Consider the following 17,763-nt stretch of genomic DNA (forward strand, 5'->3'; position numbering starts at 1 on the left):
CCCGCGACTTACGAGGAGGGAGCCCGCCGTACGGCGGACACGGGAGGGACGAGCGATGCCGCACGCCGAACGGGACGCCGCAGCGGGCCCGGGGAGACCGGACGAGCCGGACGACGCGCCGACGGGTGGGCGCAGTCCGTGGATCCTGGTCGCCATAGCCGGCGCCCTGTCGTTCACGGCGCTGCTCGACATGAACATCGTCAACATGGCGCTGGCCACCATAGCCACCGACCTGGACGTCTCCCCGTCGATGGCGCAGTGGGCGGTCCTCGGCTACCAGCTCGCCGTCGTGTCCCTGCTGCTGCCCGCCGGCCGCTGGCTGGACGGCGGGCGCGGCACGGGCGGCGTGGGGCTGCGCCCGGCGCTGCTGCTGGCGGTGTCCGGCTTCGCGGTGTGCGGGATGCTCGCCGCGCTCGCCCCCTGGATGGCCTGGCTGGCCGTCGCCCGGATCGCCCAGGGCACCTTCGGCGCCCTCCTGTTCGTCCTCATGCCCGTCCTGGTGGTGCGCGCCGTGCCGGCGTCGCTGCGCGGGCGGGCGATGAGCGTACCCGCGACGCTCGGCCCCCTGGGCGCCGTCACCGGGCCCGCCGTCGGAGGCGTCCTGCTGGACGCGTTCGGCTGGCGGGCGGTCCTGCTCGTCAAGCTCCCCGTCTGCCTGGCCGCCCTGCTCGTCGTGGCCCGCGTCCTGCCGCGGCGCGGCGGCCTGGTCGCCCCCGGCCGGCAGCCCCTGACGGACGCGGCGCTCGTCGGCGGCGCCGTCGCCGCGCTGCTCCTCGGCCTCACCCTGGCACCCGGGGCACCCGCCTGGCTGCTGCTGGGCCTCGCCGCCGTACCGCCCCTCGTGTGGTGGACGCGCCGGCCCGCCACCCGCCCGGTCCTCGACGTGGTCCGCGCGTCGGGGGTGGCCGGCGTGTACGGGGCGGTGTTCTCGCTGGCCGCCGGCTTCGCCGCCATGCACTACGTGGTCGCCCTGCGGCTGCAGAGCGGCAGCGGCCTCTCCGCGACCGCCACCGGACTCACCGTCCTCGCGTTCCCGCTGGCCATGGGTGTGATGGGACCGCTCGGCGGGCGGCTCGCCGACCGGTGCGGGCCGCGCCCCACCGCCATCGCCGGTGCCTGTGTGACCGCGTTCGGCCTCACCCTGCTCGCCCTGCACGGCGACCACTGGACGCAGGCCGACATCACCTGGCGGCTCGCCCTCGCCGGCGCCGGCATGGGTCTGTACGGCGGGCCGACGCAGACGCTCGTGATGACCGCCGCGCCGCCCCGGGCGCTGGGGGTCGCCGGGTCGCTGGTGCAGCTCTCCCGGAGCCTCGGCTTCGCCGTCGGGCCCGCGCTGGCCGGCGCCGCGTGGGGGCTGGCGGGCCGGGCGGACGGCGCCCGGTACGGGCTGGTGATCTCCGCGGTCGCGGCGTGGCTGTGCGTACTGCTCCTCGCCACCAGGCGCCGCACCCCGTCCGGGAAGCCGGCCCCGGCACCGGAGCCTGCGGCACGCTGAGGAACCGGGCACCCGCGCCCCGCCCGCGGAGCCGGCGGCGGGCCCGCGGTGCCCCGGCGGCGCGGCGGGCCGCGGTGGTCACGGCACGCGCACGCGCCGCGGGTGGCGCGGCGGGCCGCGGGTGAACGCGGTGCGGCCGTGCAGCAGGGCGTGGTCGTCGGTGACGGCGGGGCCGCTCCGCGCGCCGCGCCGGATCACCCGGTGGGCCGGGAGCCCGGCCTCCTCGCGGACGCCGTCGCGGCCGCGGCCGGCGCCCGGGGCCGTCCGGTCCGCGGGCGGGAACCGGTGGACGCCGCCGGAGACGCTCCGTGCGGCCGGGTCCGCGGGGGTGCGGGCGCGCACGCCCCCGACCGGGGCGGCGCACCGGCCGGGGAGCGCGGTTCGCCGCTCGCCGTAGGGCAGGCCGGGCAACGCGCCGTCCAGCCCGTACGTGTTGACCGCGTCCGCCCCGATCGCCCCCGGCGGCGCGTCCGGTTCGGTGCCGCGGGCGCGGACGGTCCGGTCCGGGACGCCGACGGGGCCGCCGGGGACGTGTCCGTCGGAGCGGAGGGTGATGCGCGCACCCGGCTCGCGGCGGCGGGTGTGGTCGCACAGCTCCCGGGGGAACCCCGGCGGCACCGGCTCCGCCGTGGCCGGGAGCGTACCGAGCGCCTCCCCCGGATCGGGCGGCCCGGCGGGAGGGCCGGGATGACGAAGCGGAGCGGGAGGCCCCGCCCGACGAAGCGCTCGCCCGTCGGCCGGTGCGGCGCGAAGCACTCCTCGCACGTCCCGGCGGCGCAGCCGCCGACCGGTTCGCGGGCGAGGCGGCGGTACGGGAAGACCGGACGGAGAACGTCGCCCGCGGGCGGACCGGGCGACGCTCCCTCCCAGCGTGACGGGCGGGGTTCGGTCATCGGATCCCGCGGAACCGGATGCGCGCGGCGCGTGCGGTGGTCTCCAGCGCGTCGAGGCGGGCCACCTCCACGTCGGGGAACTGGGCGGGTCCCGGACGGCCGTACCCGAAACTCACCCACGCCGCGGGCATGCCGGCGGCGCGGGCGGCGGCGAGGTCGTGGCGGCTGTCGCCGACCATGAGCCCGGCCGTGCCGCCCGCCAGGGCCAGCGCGTGGCGCAGGGGTCCGGGCGACGGCTTGCGCCCGGCCGGGCCGTCCCCGGTGACGACCGCGTCGAAGCAGCCGTCGAGGCGCAGGGCCCGGAGCAGCGCGCCGGTGACGCCGCCGGCCTTGTTGGTGCACAGCGCCGTGCGGACGCCCGCCGCGCGCAACCGCTCCAGCAGCGCCTCGGCGCCCGGGTACGGCCGGGACCCCTCGGCGGGCGAGGCGGCGTAACCGGTCAGGTACGCCTCCTGCACGCGGGCCACGACACCGGGGTCCACGGGGCGCCCGCGCTTCCCCACGGACGCCTCGACCAGCGCCGTACCGCCCTCGCCCACCCGGTCCCCGACCTCCGCGGGGGAGAGGACCGGCAGGCCGTGGGCGCGCAGCGCCGCGTTCACCGTGCGGACGATGTCGTCCAGGGTGTCGACCAGGGTGCCGTCGAGATCGAAGAGGACTGTGTCCACGGTCCGGAATCCGGCTTCCGCGGTCTCTGCGCGCGTGCTGATGTCGGCCTCGATTCTTCGGTGCGGGTGCGGGTGCGGGTGCGGGTGCGGGTGCGGGTGGAAGCGCCGGCGCGTGTCCGGGGGGCCGTTCCCGGCCGCCGTCGGGAGGCGGTCCGGGGTCGTGCGCCGGAAGGGCGCGCCGGACGCGCCGGCGGCGGGTGCGGGGGCGGTCCGGTGGCGGGGAGGGGCACCTCGGGGTGCGGCCGGGCACCGCCGCCGCGCGCGGGGCGCGGCGCGGCCGGACTGACCGCGCGGGACGCCGCCACCGGCCGGTGCGTCACCTCCGGCACGGTGTACCGGCAGGCCGGCACGCGCCGGTGGCGGCGCCGCGCGAACGGCCGCCGGGTCCACTGCGACCGCGACGACGTCCTCGCCACCACGCGCGCCCGGGCCGCCGCCCCCGCGCGGGCGGCTCTCCGAGGCCCGGCCCCGGCCGGCCGCGGGCCGCCCCCCGCCCGCGGACCCCGCCCCGGGCGGGACCCCGGGCCGGCCGGGCCGGCACCGCGGCGGCGGGGACGGGGGCGGCCGGGGCGGCCGTCACGGAGCCGCCTCCGCGGGGAGGCCGGGAACCGCCGCGGGGGAGTGGTGGTCGAAGGCGATCAGCGGACCGCCCGTCAGCGGGTGCTCCAGCACCGCCGCCCGCACCCCGAACACCTCCGCCAGCAGCTTCGGCGTCAGCACCTCCCGCGGAGTTCCCGACGCCACCACCCGCCCCCGGTGCAGCACGTGCAACCGGTCGCACACCGACGCCGCCGCGTTCAGGTCGTGCAGCGACACCAGCGTCGTACGCCGCTGCTCCCGCAACAGCGCCAGCAGCTCCACCTGGTGCAGGACGTCCAGGTGGTTCGTCGGCTCGTCCAGCACCAGCACGTCCGGGTCCTGCGCCAGCGCCCGCGCCAGCAGCACCCGCTGCCGCTCGCCCCCGGACAGCGCCGAGAACGACCGGTCGTGCGCCGCGCCCATCCCGACCCGCTCCAGCGCCCGCGCCACCACGGCCCGGTCGGTCGCGTCCTCACCGGAGAACGGCCCCTTGTACGGCGTGCGCCCCATCACGACGATGTCGCCGACGGTCAGCTCGAAGTCGACGGCCCGCTCCTGCGGCAGCGCCGCCACGCACCGCGCCGCCCGGGAGGGCGTCAGGTCCCGCACGTCGACACCGCCTACTAGGACCCGGCCGGCCGCCGGGCGCAGGTGCCGGTACACGGTGCGCAGCACGCTCGACTTGCCGCTGCCGTTCGGCCCGACGAGCCCCGCGATCTCGCCGTCCGCGGCGATCAGGTGGACGCCCGACACGACGGCCCGGCCCGCGTAGGCGACGCTCAGCTCCTCCAGGGCGACGTTCACGCGCCTCCTCCGAGCCGCCGGTCGAGCAGGTACAGCAGCGCGGGCGCGCCGATCAGGGAGGTGACGACGCTGACCGGCAGCTCCTGCGCGTCCAGCGCCGTACGGCACACCAGGTCCACCACGACGAGCAGCACCGCCCCGAACAGCGCCGACACCGGCAGGAGCCGCCGGTGGTCCGAGCCGACGAGGAGCCGGCAGGCGTGCGGGACCATCAGGCCGACGAAGGCGATCGCCCCGGACACGGACACGAGCACCGCGGTCAGGAAGCTGGTCGTGGCGAACAGTTCGCGCCGCAGCCGCACCGGGTCCACGCCGAGCCCCGCCGCCGTCTCGTCGCCCATCATCATCGTGTTCAGCGCCCGGGCCCGCGCCATGAGCGCCAGCAGCACCGCCGGCACGGCCGCGGCCGGCCCGGAGAGGGTCTCCCAGGTGGCCCCGCCGAGGCTGCCCATCAGCCAGAACAGCACGCCCTGCGTCTGCTGCTCGTCCCCGGCCTGCAGGACGAGGTAACTGGTGAACCCGCTCAGGAACTGCCCGATGCCCACCCCCGCCAGCACCAGCCGCAGCGGCGAGAAACCGCCCCCGCGCCGCGCGATCAGCCACACCAGCGCGAACGTGGCCAACGCCCCGGCGAAAGCGGCGCCCGTCATGCCGAGCCCGGCCCCGAACACCCCGCCCGCGCCCAGCCCGAGCACCAGCGCGCCCACCGCGCCGAGCGAGGCGCCGGAGGAGATGCCGAGCAGGTACGGGTCGGCGAGCGGGTTGCGCACGAGCGCCTGCACCGCCGTGCCGACGAGGCCGAGCCCCGCGCCGACGAAGGCGGCCAGCAGGGCGCGCGGGAGGCGCAGCTGCCAGACGATCAGGTCCGACGTGCCCGGCCGGGGCTCCTCCCCGGACAGCCGCCACAGCACCACCGACCACACCTCGCGCGCGGGCACGTCCGTCGACCCCCGCGCCACGGCGAAGGTGAGCGCGACGAGCAGCGCCGCGCCCAGCACGGCGGCGAGGAGGCCCGCCCGCACGTGCCGGACCCCGGGCGGCCGGCCCGGTTCCGCGGGGGCGCGGGGGGCCCGCGGGTTCGCGTCCGTCGTCGGCACTACCGGCCGGCCTTCACCCTGCTCGGGTACAGCGTCGCCGCGATCCTCTCCACGGCGTCGGCGTTGCGCACTCCGGCGATGGTCGTCGCCTCGGAACCGAGCCGCACGTACCGGTCCTCCTTGACGGCCTTGAGACCGCGCGTCGCCGCGTTGCCCTCCAGCCAGGCGCGGGCCTCGTCGAACGCCTTCTCGGTGGCGGCGGCGCTGCCCCGGTTGCGGACGGCCAGCTGGATCCAGTCCGGATCGGCGGAGACCACCTCCTCCCACCCGACCTGCTTGAACGTGTCGTCGCAGTCGGCGAAGACGTTCCGGGCACCGGCCAGTGTGATCACCGCGTTCGCGACCTGCCGGTTGCAGACCGCGACGGGCTGGCTGGTACCGGCGTCGTAGTCGAAGAGGAAGTACGTGGGCCGGTCCTCCTCCGGCACCGGGCCGACGGCCTTCCGGACGGCCCCGACCCTCCGGTCCACCTCCGCGGCGAGCTCCGCCGCCCTGTCGGCCGTGCCCGTCACGGCACCGAGGTCCCTGATGTCCCCGGTGACCGCGGTGAGGTCGGTCGCGGGTCCCTTCGCCGCGGCGGCGCACGCCGTCGACTTCAGGTACACGTGGGTGATGCCGGCCGCCCGGAACTCCTCACCGGTCGGCTTGTCGCCCATGGCGTGCCCGCCGCGGTTCGCCGTCGCGAACGTGTCGACGTACAGGTCGGCGCCGGAGCCGAGCAGCTTCTCCTTCGGGATGACGGTCCGGCTCAGCACCGGGACCCTCCGCGCCTGCTCGCCCAGCTTCCCGGGGAGGGCGCCCTCCCCGGGCGGGAAGCCCGTGCCGACGACCCTGTCGCCCGCGCCGAGCCGCAGCAGCAGCTCCAGGGCCGAGGCGTTGCTGGTGACGATCGCGCGGGGTGCCGAGGCGACCGTCGTACGGCGGCCCTCGCAGTCCGTCACCTCCACGGGGAAGCCCGCGCCGGCCCGTTTGCCGCCGGTCGGCCCGGCGGACGGGGCGGAACCGCCGCCCGCCCCGCACCCGACCGCGGCGAACGCCAGAGCGGCCGCGACACCACACCACACGCGAGATTGCCCCACCATCGCCGACCCTTCCTCACCGTCCGGACCCGAGAGCGGTCCCGGACAAGTAGTCGCAGCGGCCTCCCGCCGAGTTCCCGGGGGTTCGCCCGTTCGCGACGGCTCTCCCCGCACGGCACCCTGCGCGAGGCGGCTGTTCGATTACAGTGCTGCGCCGGAGCCATGTCGTGGGGAGGGCCTCTCGGTGAGTACCACAGCGGCAGCCGTCTGGGGCCGGGCCGAACAGCAGGACTACCGCGCCCGCGTACGGGGCTGCCTGCTCGGCGGGGCCGTCGGCGACGCCCTCGGCGCCGGCGCGGCCCGCCTGTCCGTCGAGGCCGTCCGCGCCGCCCACGGCGCCGACGGGCTCACCGAACCGGTGCCGGTCTACGGGCGGCGCGGCGCGGTCACGTACGCGACGCAGCTCAGCCTGTTCACCGTGGACGGGTTGATCCGCGCCCAGGTGCGCCGTGACACGGGCGCCTGGCACCCGCCCACCGACCTGCACCGCGCGTACCTGCGCTGGGCGGCGACCCAGCGGGACTGGGGGCCCGACGAGCGGCGCAAGGACAACGGCTGGCTCGCGGCCCAGGAGTGGCTGTACGCCCGCCGGGACCCGGCCCGTGCCTGTCTGACGGGCCTCGCCGACGAGGTCCTCGGCACGCCGGCCGAGCCGAAGAACCCCGGCGCGCGGGACGCGGGCGCGCTCGTCCGGTCCGCGCCGTTCGGACTGCTGGTCGGATGGGAGCCGCACCTGGTGTGCCAGCTCGCCGTGGAGTGCGCCGCGCAGACGCACGGCCACCCCGTCGCGTACCTGGCGGCCGGCGCGTACGCGGTGGCGGTCCACGGGGTGGCGCGCGGCCGGGACATCGAGTCGGCGGTGCGGGACGCGACGGCGCAGCTGGCGTCCAGGCCGGGCCACGAACCGGTCACCGGCGCCCTGGAGCGGGCCGCGGCCGCCGTGCGCGAGGGGGCGCCGTCCCCGGACCGGATCGCGTCGCTGGGCGAGACGGACGGGGAGTCGGCGGAGGACGCCCTGGCGATCGCCGTGTACTGCGCGCTCGTCGGCGAGGACGTGCGGCACGGGCTGCGGCTGGCCGTGAACCACGACGGCCCGTCGGAGGTGACGGGCGCGCTGACGGGCGCCCTGCTGGGGGTCCTGCACGGCGAGACCGCCCTGCCGCCGGCCTGGGTGGCCGAGTTGGAGGGGCGGTCCACCCTGCTGGAGCTGGCCGACGACTTCGCGATGGAGATGACGCAGGGCCCGGCGCTGCACGGCCCGTCGAAGGCCTCACCGGGGTGGCTGGCCCGCTATCCGCGTGGCTGAGCGCCGCGGTCCGGAGCGGGGAGGCTGGACCGGCGGCGCCACCCACGGGCCACCCTGCCGGGTACTCGCCGGTATGTCGACCGCCCGTGCGGAAACGTCCGGAGGAGTCCGCGGGGAGGCGGGAGCGCGGGCCCCGGGCGGGCCCGGTCGTGACCGAGCCCCCTCGGCCGGGACGGCGGACCAGTCGAGAGGGCTCACGCGTGGTGCGGGGAAGGGCGCGGGACTCAGAGGGAGCGGGTGCCCACCTCGCGGACGAACGCGTTCCACGCGTCCGGCACGAACGTGATCGACGGGCCCGCGGGGACCTTCGAGTCGCGGACCGCGATCGAGGCGGCGACGGGGGACTTGACCTCGACGCACGCGCCGTTCCCGCCGGAGTACGAGGACTTCGTCCAGGTGTCCGTGGCGCCCTGAATAATGGCCATGATCTAGCTCCGGTTCTGGCTGGTGGTGGCTGGTCGACAGCCACGCCGGCCCCTCAGGCCGACGCGATCGACGCTACCGGCCCGATCTCGGCGCCCGGCAGCGTCGTTCACTCGACCGGATGGCATGTACCGGAACGGCCTTCCACGGAAAGCCGGCCGCGGTGTACCGTGCCGGCTCCCTGGGCGGCGTACCCGTCAGTGCCGGTGCGGCCCCGGGAGGGCGGGCGGCTCGCTCTCCGCGTGGTCCTTCGCGATCCGCGCCATGAACCGCCGGCTCTGCTCCACCCCCAGCGCCTGGGCGCGCAGGTGCTCGTACATCACCGTGTACCGCTGCACGTCGTTCGGCTTCTCCAGGTACAGGTCGCTGGTCACGCCCTCGATGTAGACGACGGACGAGTCGGCCGCCTCGGGAAACTCCAGGATCGCGTAGTGCCCGCTGATCCCCGTGTGCGCGCCCATCTCGAACGGCAGCACCTGCACGGTGACGTGGGGCAGGTGCGACTGCTCGATCAGCGTCTCCAGCTGCGCCACCATCAACTCGCGGCTGCCGACCACCCGGCGCAGCGCGCCCTCGTCGATCACCGCCCAGAGCCGCAGCGGCTTCTCCTCGTCGTTGATCCGGTCCTGACGGCGCGTGCGGACGTTCACCCGCTTGTCGATCTCCGCGGCGGGCGCCTCCGGGAGCGCGCCGGTGATGACGGCCTGCGCGTACGGCCGGGTCTGCAGCAGCCCGGGCACGATCTGCGGCTCGTACACGCGCAGCGACGCGGCGTCCGTCTCCAGACCGATGTACACGCTGTACGGGATGTCGCCGAAGGCGTGCCACCAGCCCTGCTGCCGCGAGTCCTTCGCCATCTGCATGAGCGAGTCGACGATCCGCCGGTCCTCGACCTCGTACACCCCGCACAGGTCGCGCACGTCGCGCTGGCTGATCGAACGGCGGCCGTTCTCCAGGCGGCTGATCTTCGACTGCGAGACCAGCAGGCGCTCCGCCACCTCCTCCGCCGTCATGCCCCTCTGTTCGCGCAGCCTGCGGAGCTCCATGCCCAGTCTGCGTCGCCTGACGGTGGGATTGACATTGGACGCCACGGGAACTGCACCTCCGGCTGCCTGACTGTCGCTGGTGTCGCGCTGCGTGTCTACCGCTCTGCAGACTGCCACCAAAGGACGTGCCGCGCTGGAGAATTGCCACACGGGTGAGCGACCGCGGACACGCGGGACGGCCGACGACCGCCCCGCGCACCCGGGGTGACGCCCCACCCGGTCCGCGGGAGGACCCGGTGGGGCGGAAGTGCCGTGCGTGTGCGTGGTGACGTGCGCGCGGTGCCCCGCGGCGCGGTGCCGCCGCGGTCCCGCCGGGATGCCCGGGCGCGGGCTCAGCCGGCGGCGACGCGGTCCATGGAACCCGGGCCGGACCGCGAGGGGGACCGCATCGGGGCCGCGACGGCCTGGCGGCCGGTGCCCCCCGGTGTGGCGGTGCGGCGGGGCTGCGCGCCCACGCCGTTCTGGACGTCCATCACGGCGTGCGCCACGAGACCGCCCATGGGGTCGTGCCGGATCAGGTCACGGAGCCGGGAACGCGACGAGCGCCCCTCGTTCCCCGGGTACAGGTGCTTGCCGAGCCCCACCGCGTGGGCGAGCGCGGCCAGCGCGGCGGTCCGCGGGTCCGGCGGCACACCGGTGCGGATCGCCCGGTCCAGCCGGGCCCTGATCTCCCGGCTGATGGCGGTGTCCGTCGCCTGGTAGCGGGTCGTCGGCAGTACTCCGCACATCTGGCTCTCGACGGCATGGACCATGCCGCACCGCTCCAGGTGCGAGAGGTAGGTCTGACGCAGCCCCAGCCGGGGCCCGCCTATCCAGTGGACGGCCCGTACCGGACTGCCGCGCCTGCGCAGCAGCTTCAGTGCGGAGTCCAGCGTCGGATCTCCTGTCGGCCGTGGCATCACCACGGCGATACGATCCCCGTCAGGGGCTATCCGTCCTGCCAGAGCCAGCTCCACTAGCTGTGCTCCGGCCAGGCCGAGGTCGAGCGACTGCGGCTGCGCTGTGGTACCCGTGGCCGGGTCCAGAGCGAGCAGCAGAAGCTCTTCCGGAAGTGTTCTGCGGCTCTTGCCCATCCATGCCTCCCCGCGTGGATGAATGACAGGGTGACCCCTCTCACATTCATCTGTCGAGAGTGCCTGGGTGCTTCGTACGGGAACCGGTAGGTATGTCGTTCTCGTCTCGCACGGGGGCCGGGTGCTCACACAGGACACTGGTACATGGTTCGGACAACGCGTTGGTTGAGGAGGCACGGTGGCGGGCGAGTCCCCCGACAAGTCGGAGCAGCGTAGGTCTCCGGGGGAGGCGGCTGCGAACGGCCGCGATCCGCGGCTCGCCGCCTTCGGCGACGCGGCCCCGACGGGGGTGGACCAGCCGACGGCGGTCTTCAGGGCCCCGGAACCGGTCGCGGAGACGGCGGAGTCACAGCCCCCGAAGCCTTCGCTGGTCGCCCAGCGCCGGGAGACCGCGACGGCCGAGCCGGATGAGACGGCTGAGGCGGGGGGAGGCGGCCGAGCCGGATGAGACGGCCGAGCCGGATGAGACGGCTGAGACGGATGAGACGGCTGAGGCGGGGGAGGCGGCCGAGCCGGGGGAGGTGGAGGAGGGACCGGCCGGCGAGTCCGCTGCCTCGGATAGCGCTGCCGTTGTTCCCGGTGGGTCCGTTGTTCCCGGTGGGTCCGGCACCGCCTCAGGCGAACCCGGGACGCGCCGCGCGCCGCGCGCGGTGGGCGGTGCCGGCGCGACGGCGACCCCCGAACCGCCCCGTACCCCCGACGCGCCGGTCGCGGACGAGGGTGCCGCAGGCGGGAGCGCCGGCTCCGACGAGGCCTCCGCGGACGGCTCCGACGCCGTGCGGACGCCCGGCGAACGCGGGGCGGACGCCGCGCCCGAGGCAGGGCGGGACGGAGCGGCCTTCACCACCTCCGGAGCGCCCGCCGGTGCATCGGCCCCTGCGACGGCCGGCGCGGGGACGGACGCCGGCGCGGGGACGGACGCCGGGGCGGAGACGGACGCCGGCGCGGGGGCGGACGCCGGGGAACCGCGTACCGCGGACGACGCTGCGGCCGGCCCGCGAACGCCCGAGGCGCCCGAGGCGCCCGAAGCGCCCGAAGCACCCGAAGCACCCGAAGCGCCCGACGAGGGGACTTCCGGTGCGTCCGAGACGGTCCGCGCTTCCGCGTCGGGTGCGGGCGCGGACTCCGGGACGGATGCGGGCGCAGGCTCCGCACCGGACGAGGACGAGCCCGGGGCGCGCGTGACGCACGGCTCCGGGGCGGGTGGAGCCGAGGGTTCTGAAACGGATGCGGACGGGACGTCCGGGGCGGACGCCGACCGTGTCCCCGGAAACGACGCGGACGGGGACTCCGGGGCGGGTACCGGCCGTACTTCCGGGGCGGTCGCGGACGAGGACTCCGGAGGCGAGGCCGACCGCAGGCCCGGGACCGGTGCCGACCGCGTCCCCGAAGCCGAAACCGGAGCTAGAGCCGAAGCCGAAGCGGAAGCTAGGGTCGAAACCGAAACCGAAACCGAAGCGGAAGCGGACGAGGACTCCGAGACGCCCCGGGTGTCCGACGACTCCTCCGCCTCCGATCCCGAGCCCGGCTCCGGAGCGGGCTCCGACGCCGTGGACCAGCCCACCGCCGTGTTCAAGGCGCCCTCGCTCGGCACCCCGGCGAAGTCGGCCGACGGGAAGCCCGCGCCCAAGTGGGCGGCCGCGGTGGACGGCGACGGCGAGCACCCCGGCGAGTCCGCGCGGCCCCGTTCCGACGAGGCCCGTTCCGACGAGGCCCGCCCCGCCGCGCGAGCCACCGCCGCCGCGAAGGCCCCCGCCGCCGCGAAGGCCGCCGCCCCGGCGGCCGGCACCCGGCCCCGTACCGCGGCCGCCGGGACGGCCGCCACCACCCTCGACGGTGACGCCGAGGCGACCGCGGCCGTCACCCCGCCCCCCCTCACCGAGACGGAGCGGACCAAGCAGCAGCCTCTGCCGCCGCGCCCGCCCCTCGACCTGCTGGCCGAGCTGACGAACACGCCACCTCCGCCGGACACCCCGATCCGCAAGCTGGTCCGCCGCGTCAAGATCTGGACGCCGCTGGTCGTTCTCCTGCTGATCATCTTTGCGACCGTACAGTTGCTCCGCCCGCTGCCCGCTCCCTCGCTGGCGCTCACGGCCGACGCCACGTACACCTTCGAGGGCGGCCGGTTGAAGATGCCGTGGCCCGCCGAGGGCCAGGGCGCCGTCGAGGTCGAGGGCGTCGGGGTGGTCGGCACGTACGGGCCGCAGACCCCCGCGCCGACCGCGAGCGTGGCCAAGGTGATGACCGCGTACGTGATCCTCCGCGACCACCCGATCAAGGACAAGGACTCCGGTCCGAAGATCAGGATCGACCAGAAGACGGAGGACCAGGCGAGCAACCCCGACTGGTCGACCGCGCCGGTCGAGGCCGGCCAGCAGTACACGCAGGGCGAGCTACTCCAGCTGCTGATGGTCCGGTCCGCCAACAACGTCGCCCACCTGCTGGCACGTTGGGACGCGGACACGGAGGCGGCCTTCATCAAGAAGATGAACGCCGCCGCCGAGGACCTCGGCATGACCGACACGGTGTACACGGACGCGAGCGGTTTCGACAAGGGGACCGTCTCGACGCCGAAGGACCAGCTGAAGCTGGCGAAGGCGGCGATGAGGTCCGACGTGTTCCGCCGGATCGTCGACATGCCGAACGTGAACCTGCCGCAGATCGGCCGGCAGTTGGAGAACGGCAACACCATCCTCCTCAAGAACGGCGTCAACGGCATCAAGACCGGCACGTCCACCCCGGCGGGCGGCAACCTCCTGTGGTCCGCGAACACGGTGGTCGACGGCGAGGTGCGGCGCGTCCTCGGCGTCGTGATGAACGTCAAGTCCGGCGCGACGCTCTCCGAGAGGACGAAGCTCGCCGTCGAGACGTACAGCTACGACCTCATCCAGACCGCGCAGGACGGCGTGGTCTCGGCGACGGCCGTCAAGAAGGGCGACGTCGTCGGGTACGTCGACGACGGCCTCGGCGGCCGCACCCCGGTCGTCGCGGCGAAGGACCTGAAGCCGGTCGGCTGGGCCGGCCTGAAGGTCGAGCTGAGGCTCACCGCCGGCAAGGGCGGGGTGCCGGGTACGGCCGCCGAGGGCACCGTCGTCGGCGAGCTGGCCGTCGGCTCCGGCGAGGGCCGGGTGGGCGTGCCCGTCGCCCTTCAGCGGGATTTGGAGGAGCCGGGCTTCGGCGCCAGGCTGACACGCGTCGGCTGACGCACACCACACGGCGCGGTGGTGCCCCGGCCACCGGGGCACCACCGCGTACGGTCGGACAGGGGAGTGACGAGTGACGACCACGCGACCGCCCGCCACGTGCGCGTGGCGCCGCCGCGCCGGGCTCCGGTCCGCACCTCGCGCCGGACGCCCGGCAGCCGGTTCGGCCGGTTCGGGCGGCCGGTTCCGCCCGGTCGGTCCGGCTGGTCCGGTCGGCGTCGTCGTCACGGCAACGGTCCTCGCGGCGGCCCTGCACGCCGGATGGTTCCTGTTCGTCGCGAACAGCGGCGGCGACCTGGCGGCGCAGGACGCGTGGGCGGGCTTCGCCGCCCGGCACCCCGACTCGGCGTACAACCTTTCCTGGTACGGCGGGATGCACACCATGTCGTACAGCGTGTTCTCGCCGTACGTGATGGCGCTGGCGGGTGTGCGGACGACGATGATGGCCGCCGGGACGGCCTCCGCCGCGCTCACCGCGCTGCTCCTGGTGCGGACACGGGCCGTCCGCAACCCGCTCGCCTGTTCGCTCGCCGCGGTCGTCGCCCTGCTGTGCAACGCCCTGTCCGGACGGGTGACGTTCGGCCTGGGTCTGGTCTTCGCGCTGGGCGCGGTGGCCGTCGTGTTCTGCGGCCGGTGGCCCCGGCCGCGCGCCCCCGCCAGAACCGCGCGGTGCGGGGCGCGGTCACGGCGCTCCTGGCGGGTGCGGCGACGGCGGCGAGCCCGGTCGCGGGGCTGTTCCTGGGCGTCGTGGCGGCGGCGCTGTTCCTGAACGGGCGACGGCCCGCCGCGTACGCGCTGGGAGTGCCGCCGGTCCTGGTGGTCGCCGGAACCGCCCTGCTGTTCCCCTTCTCCGGCACGCAGCCGATGGCGCTGGGGACGGTGCTGCTGCCGTTGCTGTTCGGCGCGGTGTGCCTGCTGGCGGCGGACCGGACGTGGCGCACGGTCCGTACGGCGTCCGCCGTGTACGTGGCCGGCGCGCTCCTCACCTGGCTGGTCGACTCGCAGATCGGCTCGAACGTGACGCGGCTGCCGATGCTCTTCGCGGGCGTGGTGCTGCTGGCCGCCGTGCCGTACGCGGCGTCGCGGCGGGTCCGGTACGGGCTGCTCGCCGCGCTGGTGGTGTTCCACGGGTGGATCGGGTTCAAGAGCGTCGACGACGTGCTGGTGACCACGCCCCACGCGTCGTGGTCCCGGAACGCGACGCGTCCGCTCCTCGACGAACTGGAGCGGCGCGGCGCCGAACGGGCCCGCGTGGAGGTCGTACCGGCCCGCAGCCACCGCGAGTCCAGCGCGCTCGCCCCGTACGTCGCGCTGGCGCGCGGCTGGAACCGCCAGGCCGACCTGGAACGCAACCCGATCTTCTACGACGGCTCCCTGACCGCCGCGAACTACCGCGCCTGGCTCGACCGGTGGGCCGTCCGGTACGTCGTCCTGCCCACCGGCACACCCGACACGGGCGCCCGCGAGGAGACCGCCCTGATCGAGGGCGGACTGCCGTACCTGGAGCCGGTGTGGTCCGACGCCCACTGGCGTCTCTTCTCCGTCCGCGACGCGACGCCCCTGGCCGGCCCGGGGGCGACGGTCGCCACGGCGGCGGCGGACCGCATCACGCTGCGCGTGGAGAGGCCGGGCAGGATCCTCGTCAGGGTTCCGCACTCGCCCTGGCTGTCCCTGGTGGACGAGCGGGGCGAACGTCTGGCGCCGCCGGGGGGCGGCGAAACCGGACCCTGCCTCCGCGGGGCCGCCCGCACGGCGGACGGCGACCAGTGGACGGAACTCCTGGCGCCCTCGGCGGGGACGTACCACCTGGCCTCGCCCTACACCCTCCCCCGCGGGGCACGCCCTGCCCCCCTCACCGGACGTCGTGACGGCGCCGGACGGACCGCGCGCCTCCGCCGCGAAGCGGGCGGGTGTGGTGTCTCGTAGGCGTTCACGTATCCCACTTCTTCGGATCGGAAGACGGTGACGGGCTTCGACAGCGGGGCGCGCACGCGCACCGGTACTCGTCGATCACAGGCGTGGGTAGGCTGCCGGGAGGGTCGTCGCTTCGAGGTCGAGGAGGAAACGCTTTGCCTCCGGACCGCCCGCGTATCCGCTGAGGCGACCGGCGGACCCGACGATCCGGTGACACGGGAGCACCAGACACAGCGGGTTGGCACCCAGCGCCGTCCCGACCGCCCGGGCGGCCCGCGGCCGGTCGAGGGCCTCGGCGAGCCGCGCGTACGTCGTGGTCCGCCCGTACGGCACGAATTCCCCGAGTATCGACACGGTCCGGCGACTGAACGGCGTCGCGAGGCGCAGATCCACCGGCACGGTGAAGTCACGGCGCTTGCCGTGCAGGTAGGCGCCGAGTTGTGTCCGCGCTTCGTCCAGCACCCGCCGCTGCGCCGCTGTGGCCTCCGCCTCCTCCACCGGATGCAGACCGGCCCTGCGTGCGCGTCCGGCCCCGGCCTCGGGCGGGTCGAAGGCGCACAGCACGAGCGCCTCGTCCGTGGCCGCCAGCACGAGCGGCCCGAGGACCGTGGCGTGTACCGCCACAGCGGCGGTGGGGGCGGCGGGGTGACCGTCGGTTCGCACGAGGACTCCTGGGGTGGTCGTTGTCGCCGGGTGCCGTCACACGGCGGCGGGTCGGCAGCTCTTGCAGGGGCGGTACCCGGCTCGGCCGGCCTCGCGGACCGTGCGGAACGGGACCTGGTGGCGCGGGGCGATGCGGCGGGCGTGGGCACAGGTCGGATGGCAGTAGACGCGTGTGGTGTCGCTTCCGAGGAACACCACCCCGTCGTGGTGGAGCTCGGCCATCCTCTCCATGTCGATGCCCTCCGCCGTACGCAGTGCGTCACCCGCACCGGACAGGGGACCGGCGTCACAGGGGACGCCGTCGTCGCGGGTCACACGGTGGGAGGGGACCAGCACGGCCACCGGGTTCCTCGCCAGGGCGCCGGTCACCGCGGCCTCCGGGGCTCCGGCCTCCCGCGCGACCCAGCCGACGGGCCGCAACTGCCCCGGCGGGATGGTCCGCACGGTCTCCAGCACCGCCCGCTCGGTCACGGTGAGGCCGGAGAGGTCGACGGGCAACCTCCGCGCTCGCCCGGTACGCAGGGCGGTGAGGACTCCCGGGAACGGCTTGGTCGCCCGTACGGCGGATCGGCGCGTGCGGACACGGTGCAGTTCCTCGAAGGCCGTCGCCGTGAGACCCGCCGAGTCCAGCGCGGCACCCGTCACGGCATGCGGTCCGGCCGCCACGAACAGACCACCGGCGGGCGTCCTGAGCCGGACGTACGTGTCGTACCGCTCGCACCGGATACCGACGTGCCGCAGCACACGCAGGGCGAAGTCCTCCGGAGGGTCCGCGGCGAGCCCGACCAGGTCGTCCGCCACCCGTTCGAGACGGGTCAGCGCCTCTTGATCACCTCGCCGGTCATTCCGCTTCACGTCGCCACCTCCTCCCACACCGGTATCGCCGGATCCAGCAGCCGGCGGAGACTTCTCAGTCCTCTGGACACCTGCGCCTTGACCGTGCCGACCGGGCAACCCTGCACCTCTGCCACTTCCGCGTAGCTCATCCCCATCACATGCCGGAGCACGACCGCTATGCGCTGCTGCTCCGACAACTGCAACAGTGCGGTGACCAGGCGCCCCCGATCGTCGGCCAGCTCCGCGCGCTCCTCGGGCCCGGCGCCGTGGTCGGTCCAGGAACCGGCCACGTCCTCCACGGGCATTCCCGCCAGGGCGGGCCGCCGCGTACGGGTGCGCACGTGGTTGCGCCAGACGTTCGCGGCGACGGCCAGCAACCAGGCACGGGGTTTCAGCTCCCTCCGTCGCTCGGGGGCGTACCCCCGTAGTGCCGTGTAGGCGCGCAGGAACACGTCCTGACCCAGGTCGTCGGCTTCCGTCGCGGAGCCGCAGACCCGAAACAGGAACGTGTACACCGCTCTTCCGTGCACTCGGACCAGCTCGGTGAACCCACCGTCCAGATCCGCAGCCAGGAGCTCGGTCAGCTGCTGCTCGGCCTTGTCGTCCATCAGTGAGGGGAACACCGTCCCGGACGGAAAGGTTGCACGCGTGGTCCGCCGCCCGACCGACCCGCCGGCTTG

Annotated in this window: 14 protein-coding genes and 1 pseudogene; 4 read left to right on the forward strand and 11 right to left on the reverse strand. The window is 75.5% G+C overall.

Features of this window, described 5'->3' with window-relative positions; all coding sequences use genetic code 11:
• Positions 1–55 precede the first annotated feature (55 nt).
• Positions 56–1,498, forward strand: a complete 1,443-nt coding sequence (locus LUW75_RS14575) for an MFS transporter (protein ID WP_250335997.1) — start codon at positions 56–58, stop codon at positions 1,496–1,498.
• 78 nt (positions 1,499–1,576) lie between these two features.
• Here LUW75_RS14575 and LUW75_RS14580 read toward each other — a convergent pair whose 3' ends face one another.
• From LUW75_RS14580 to LUW75_RS14600, 5 genes are all read right to left on the reverse strand, one after another.
• Positions 1,577–2,116, reverse strand: coding sequence for an isocyanide synthase family protein (locus LUW75_RS14580; protein WP_250335998.1), 540 nt, complete (start codon positions 2,114–2,116; stop codon positions 1,577–1,579).
• A 271-nt stretch (positions 2,117–2,387) separates the two neighbouring features.
• Positions 2,388–3,059: an HAD family hydrolase gene (locus LUW75_RS14585; protein ID WP_250335999.1), complete on the reverse strand. Its 672-nt coding sequence runs from the start codon at positions 3,057–3,059 to the stop codon at positions 2,388–2,390.
• Positions 3,060–3,635: 576 nt separating this feature from the next.
• Positions 3,636–4,442, reverse strand: a complete 807-nt coding sequence (locus tag LUW75_RS14590; RefSeq protein WP_250336000.1) for an ABC transporter ATP-binding protein — start codon at positions 4,440–4,442, stop codon at positions 3,636–3,638.
• Entirely contained in the window at positions 4,439–5,464 is a 1,026-nt protein-coding gene (locus LUW75_RS14595) for a FecCD family ABC transporter permease (protein ID WP_250336001.1), read from the reverse strand. The genes LUW75_RS14590 and LUW75_RS14595 overlap by 4 nt, the downstream gene beginning before the upstream one ends.
• 74 nt (positions 5,465–5,538) lie before the next feature.
• The gene (locus tag LUW75_RS14600) at positions 5,539–6,621 is read right to left on the reverse strand and encodes an ABC transporter substrate-binding protein (protein ID WP_250336002.1); all 1,083 of its coding nucleotides are present in this window, start codon (positions 6,619–6,621) and stop codon (positions 5,539–5,541) included.
• 181 nt (positions 6,622–6,802) lie between these two features.
• Between LUW75_RS14600 and LUW75_RS14605 the strand changes: the two genes are divergently transcribed.
• Positions 6,803–7,924, forward strand: a complete 1,122-nt coding sequence (locus LUW75_RS14605) for an ADP-ribosylglycohydrolase family protein (RefSeq protein WP_250336003.1) — start codon at positions 6,803–6,805, stop codon at positions 7,922–7,924.
• A gap of 224 nt (positions 7,925–8,148) precedes the next feature.
• Here LUW75_RS14605 and LUW75_RS14610 read toward each other — a convergent pair whose 3' ends face one another.
• The 3 genes from LUW75_RS14610 to LUW75_RS14620 form a co-directional block, all read right to left on the reverse strand.
• A complete protein-coding gene (locus LUW75_RS14610; RefSeq protein WP_250336004.1) occupies positions 8,149–8,349 on the reverse strand; it encodes a DUF397 domain-containing protein in 201 nt (66 codons plus the stop codon).
• Positions 8,350–8,544: 195 nt separating this feature from the next.
• A complete protein-coding gene (locus LUW75_RS14615; protein ID WP_250336005.1) occupies positions 8,545–9,438 on the reverse strand; it encodes a helix-turn-helix domain-containing protein in 894 nt (297 codons plus the stop codon).
• Between the two features lie 287 nt (positions 9,439–9,725).
• A complete protein-coding gene (locus LUW75_RS14620; protein ID WP_250336006.1) occupies positions 9,726–10,466 on the reverse strand; it encodes a GOLPH3/VPS74 family protein in 741 nt (246 codons plus the stop codon).
• A gap of 1,490 nt (positions 10,467–11,956) precedes the next feature.
• On the opposite strand from LUW75_RS14620, the gene LUW75_RS14625 reads away from it, so the two are divergent.
• Positions 11,957–13,669: a D-alanyl-D-alanine carboxypeptidase family protein gene (locus LUW75_RS14625; RefSeq protein ID WP_250336007.1), complete on the forward strand. Its 1,713-nt coding sequence runs from the start codon at positions 11,957–11,959 to the stop codon at positions 13,667–13,669.
• A 250-nt stretch (positions 13,670–13,919) separates the two neighbouring features.
• Positions 13,920–15,537 (forward strand): annotated as a pseudogene (locus LUW75_RS14630) (MFS transporter).
• Positions 15,538–15,679: 142 nt separating this feature from the next.
• Here the strand turns inward: LUW75_RS14630 and LUW75_RS14635 are convergent.
• The 3 genes from LUW75_RS14635 to LUW75_RS14645 are packed head-to-tail and all read right to left on the reverse strand — an operon-like array spanning position 15,680 to position 17,691.
• Entirely contained in the window at positions 15,680–16,246 is a 567-nt protein-coding gene (locus LUW75_RS14635; RefSeq protein ID WP_250336008.1) for a methylated-DNA--[protein]-cysteine S-methyltransferase, read from the reverse strand.
• A gap of 36 nt (positions 16,247–16,282) precedes the next feature.
• Positions 16,283–17,101, reverse strand: a complete 819-nt coding sequence (locus tag LUW75_RS14640) for an MGMT family protein (protein WP_250336009.1) — start codon at positions 17,099–17,101, stop codon at positions 16,283–16,285.
• Positions 17,098–17,691, reverse strand: a complete 594-nt coding sequence (locus LUW75_RS14645; RefSeq protein ID WP_250336010.1) for an RNA polymerase sigma factor — start codon at positions 17,689–17,691, stop codon at positions 17,098–17,100. Before LUW75_RS14645 ends, LUW75_RS14640 begins: the two co-directional genes overlap by 4 nt.
• Positions 17,692–17,763 lie beyond the last annotated feature (72 nt).

The organism is Streptomyces sp. MRC013, from assembly GCF_023614235.1.
Taxonomy (GTDB): Bacteria; Actinomycetota; Actinomycetes; order Streptomycetales; family Streptomycetaceae; genus Streptomyces.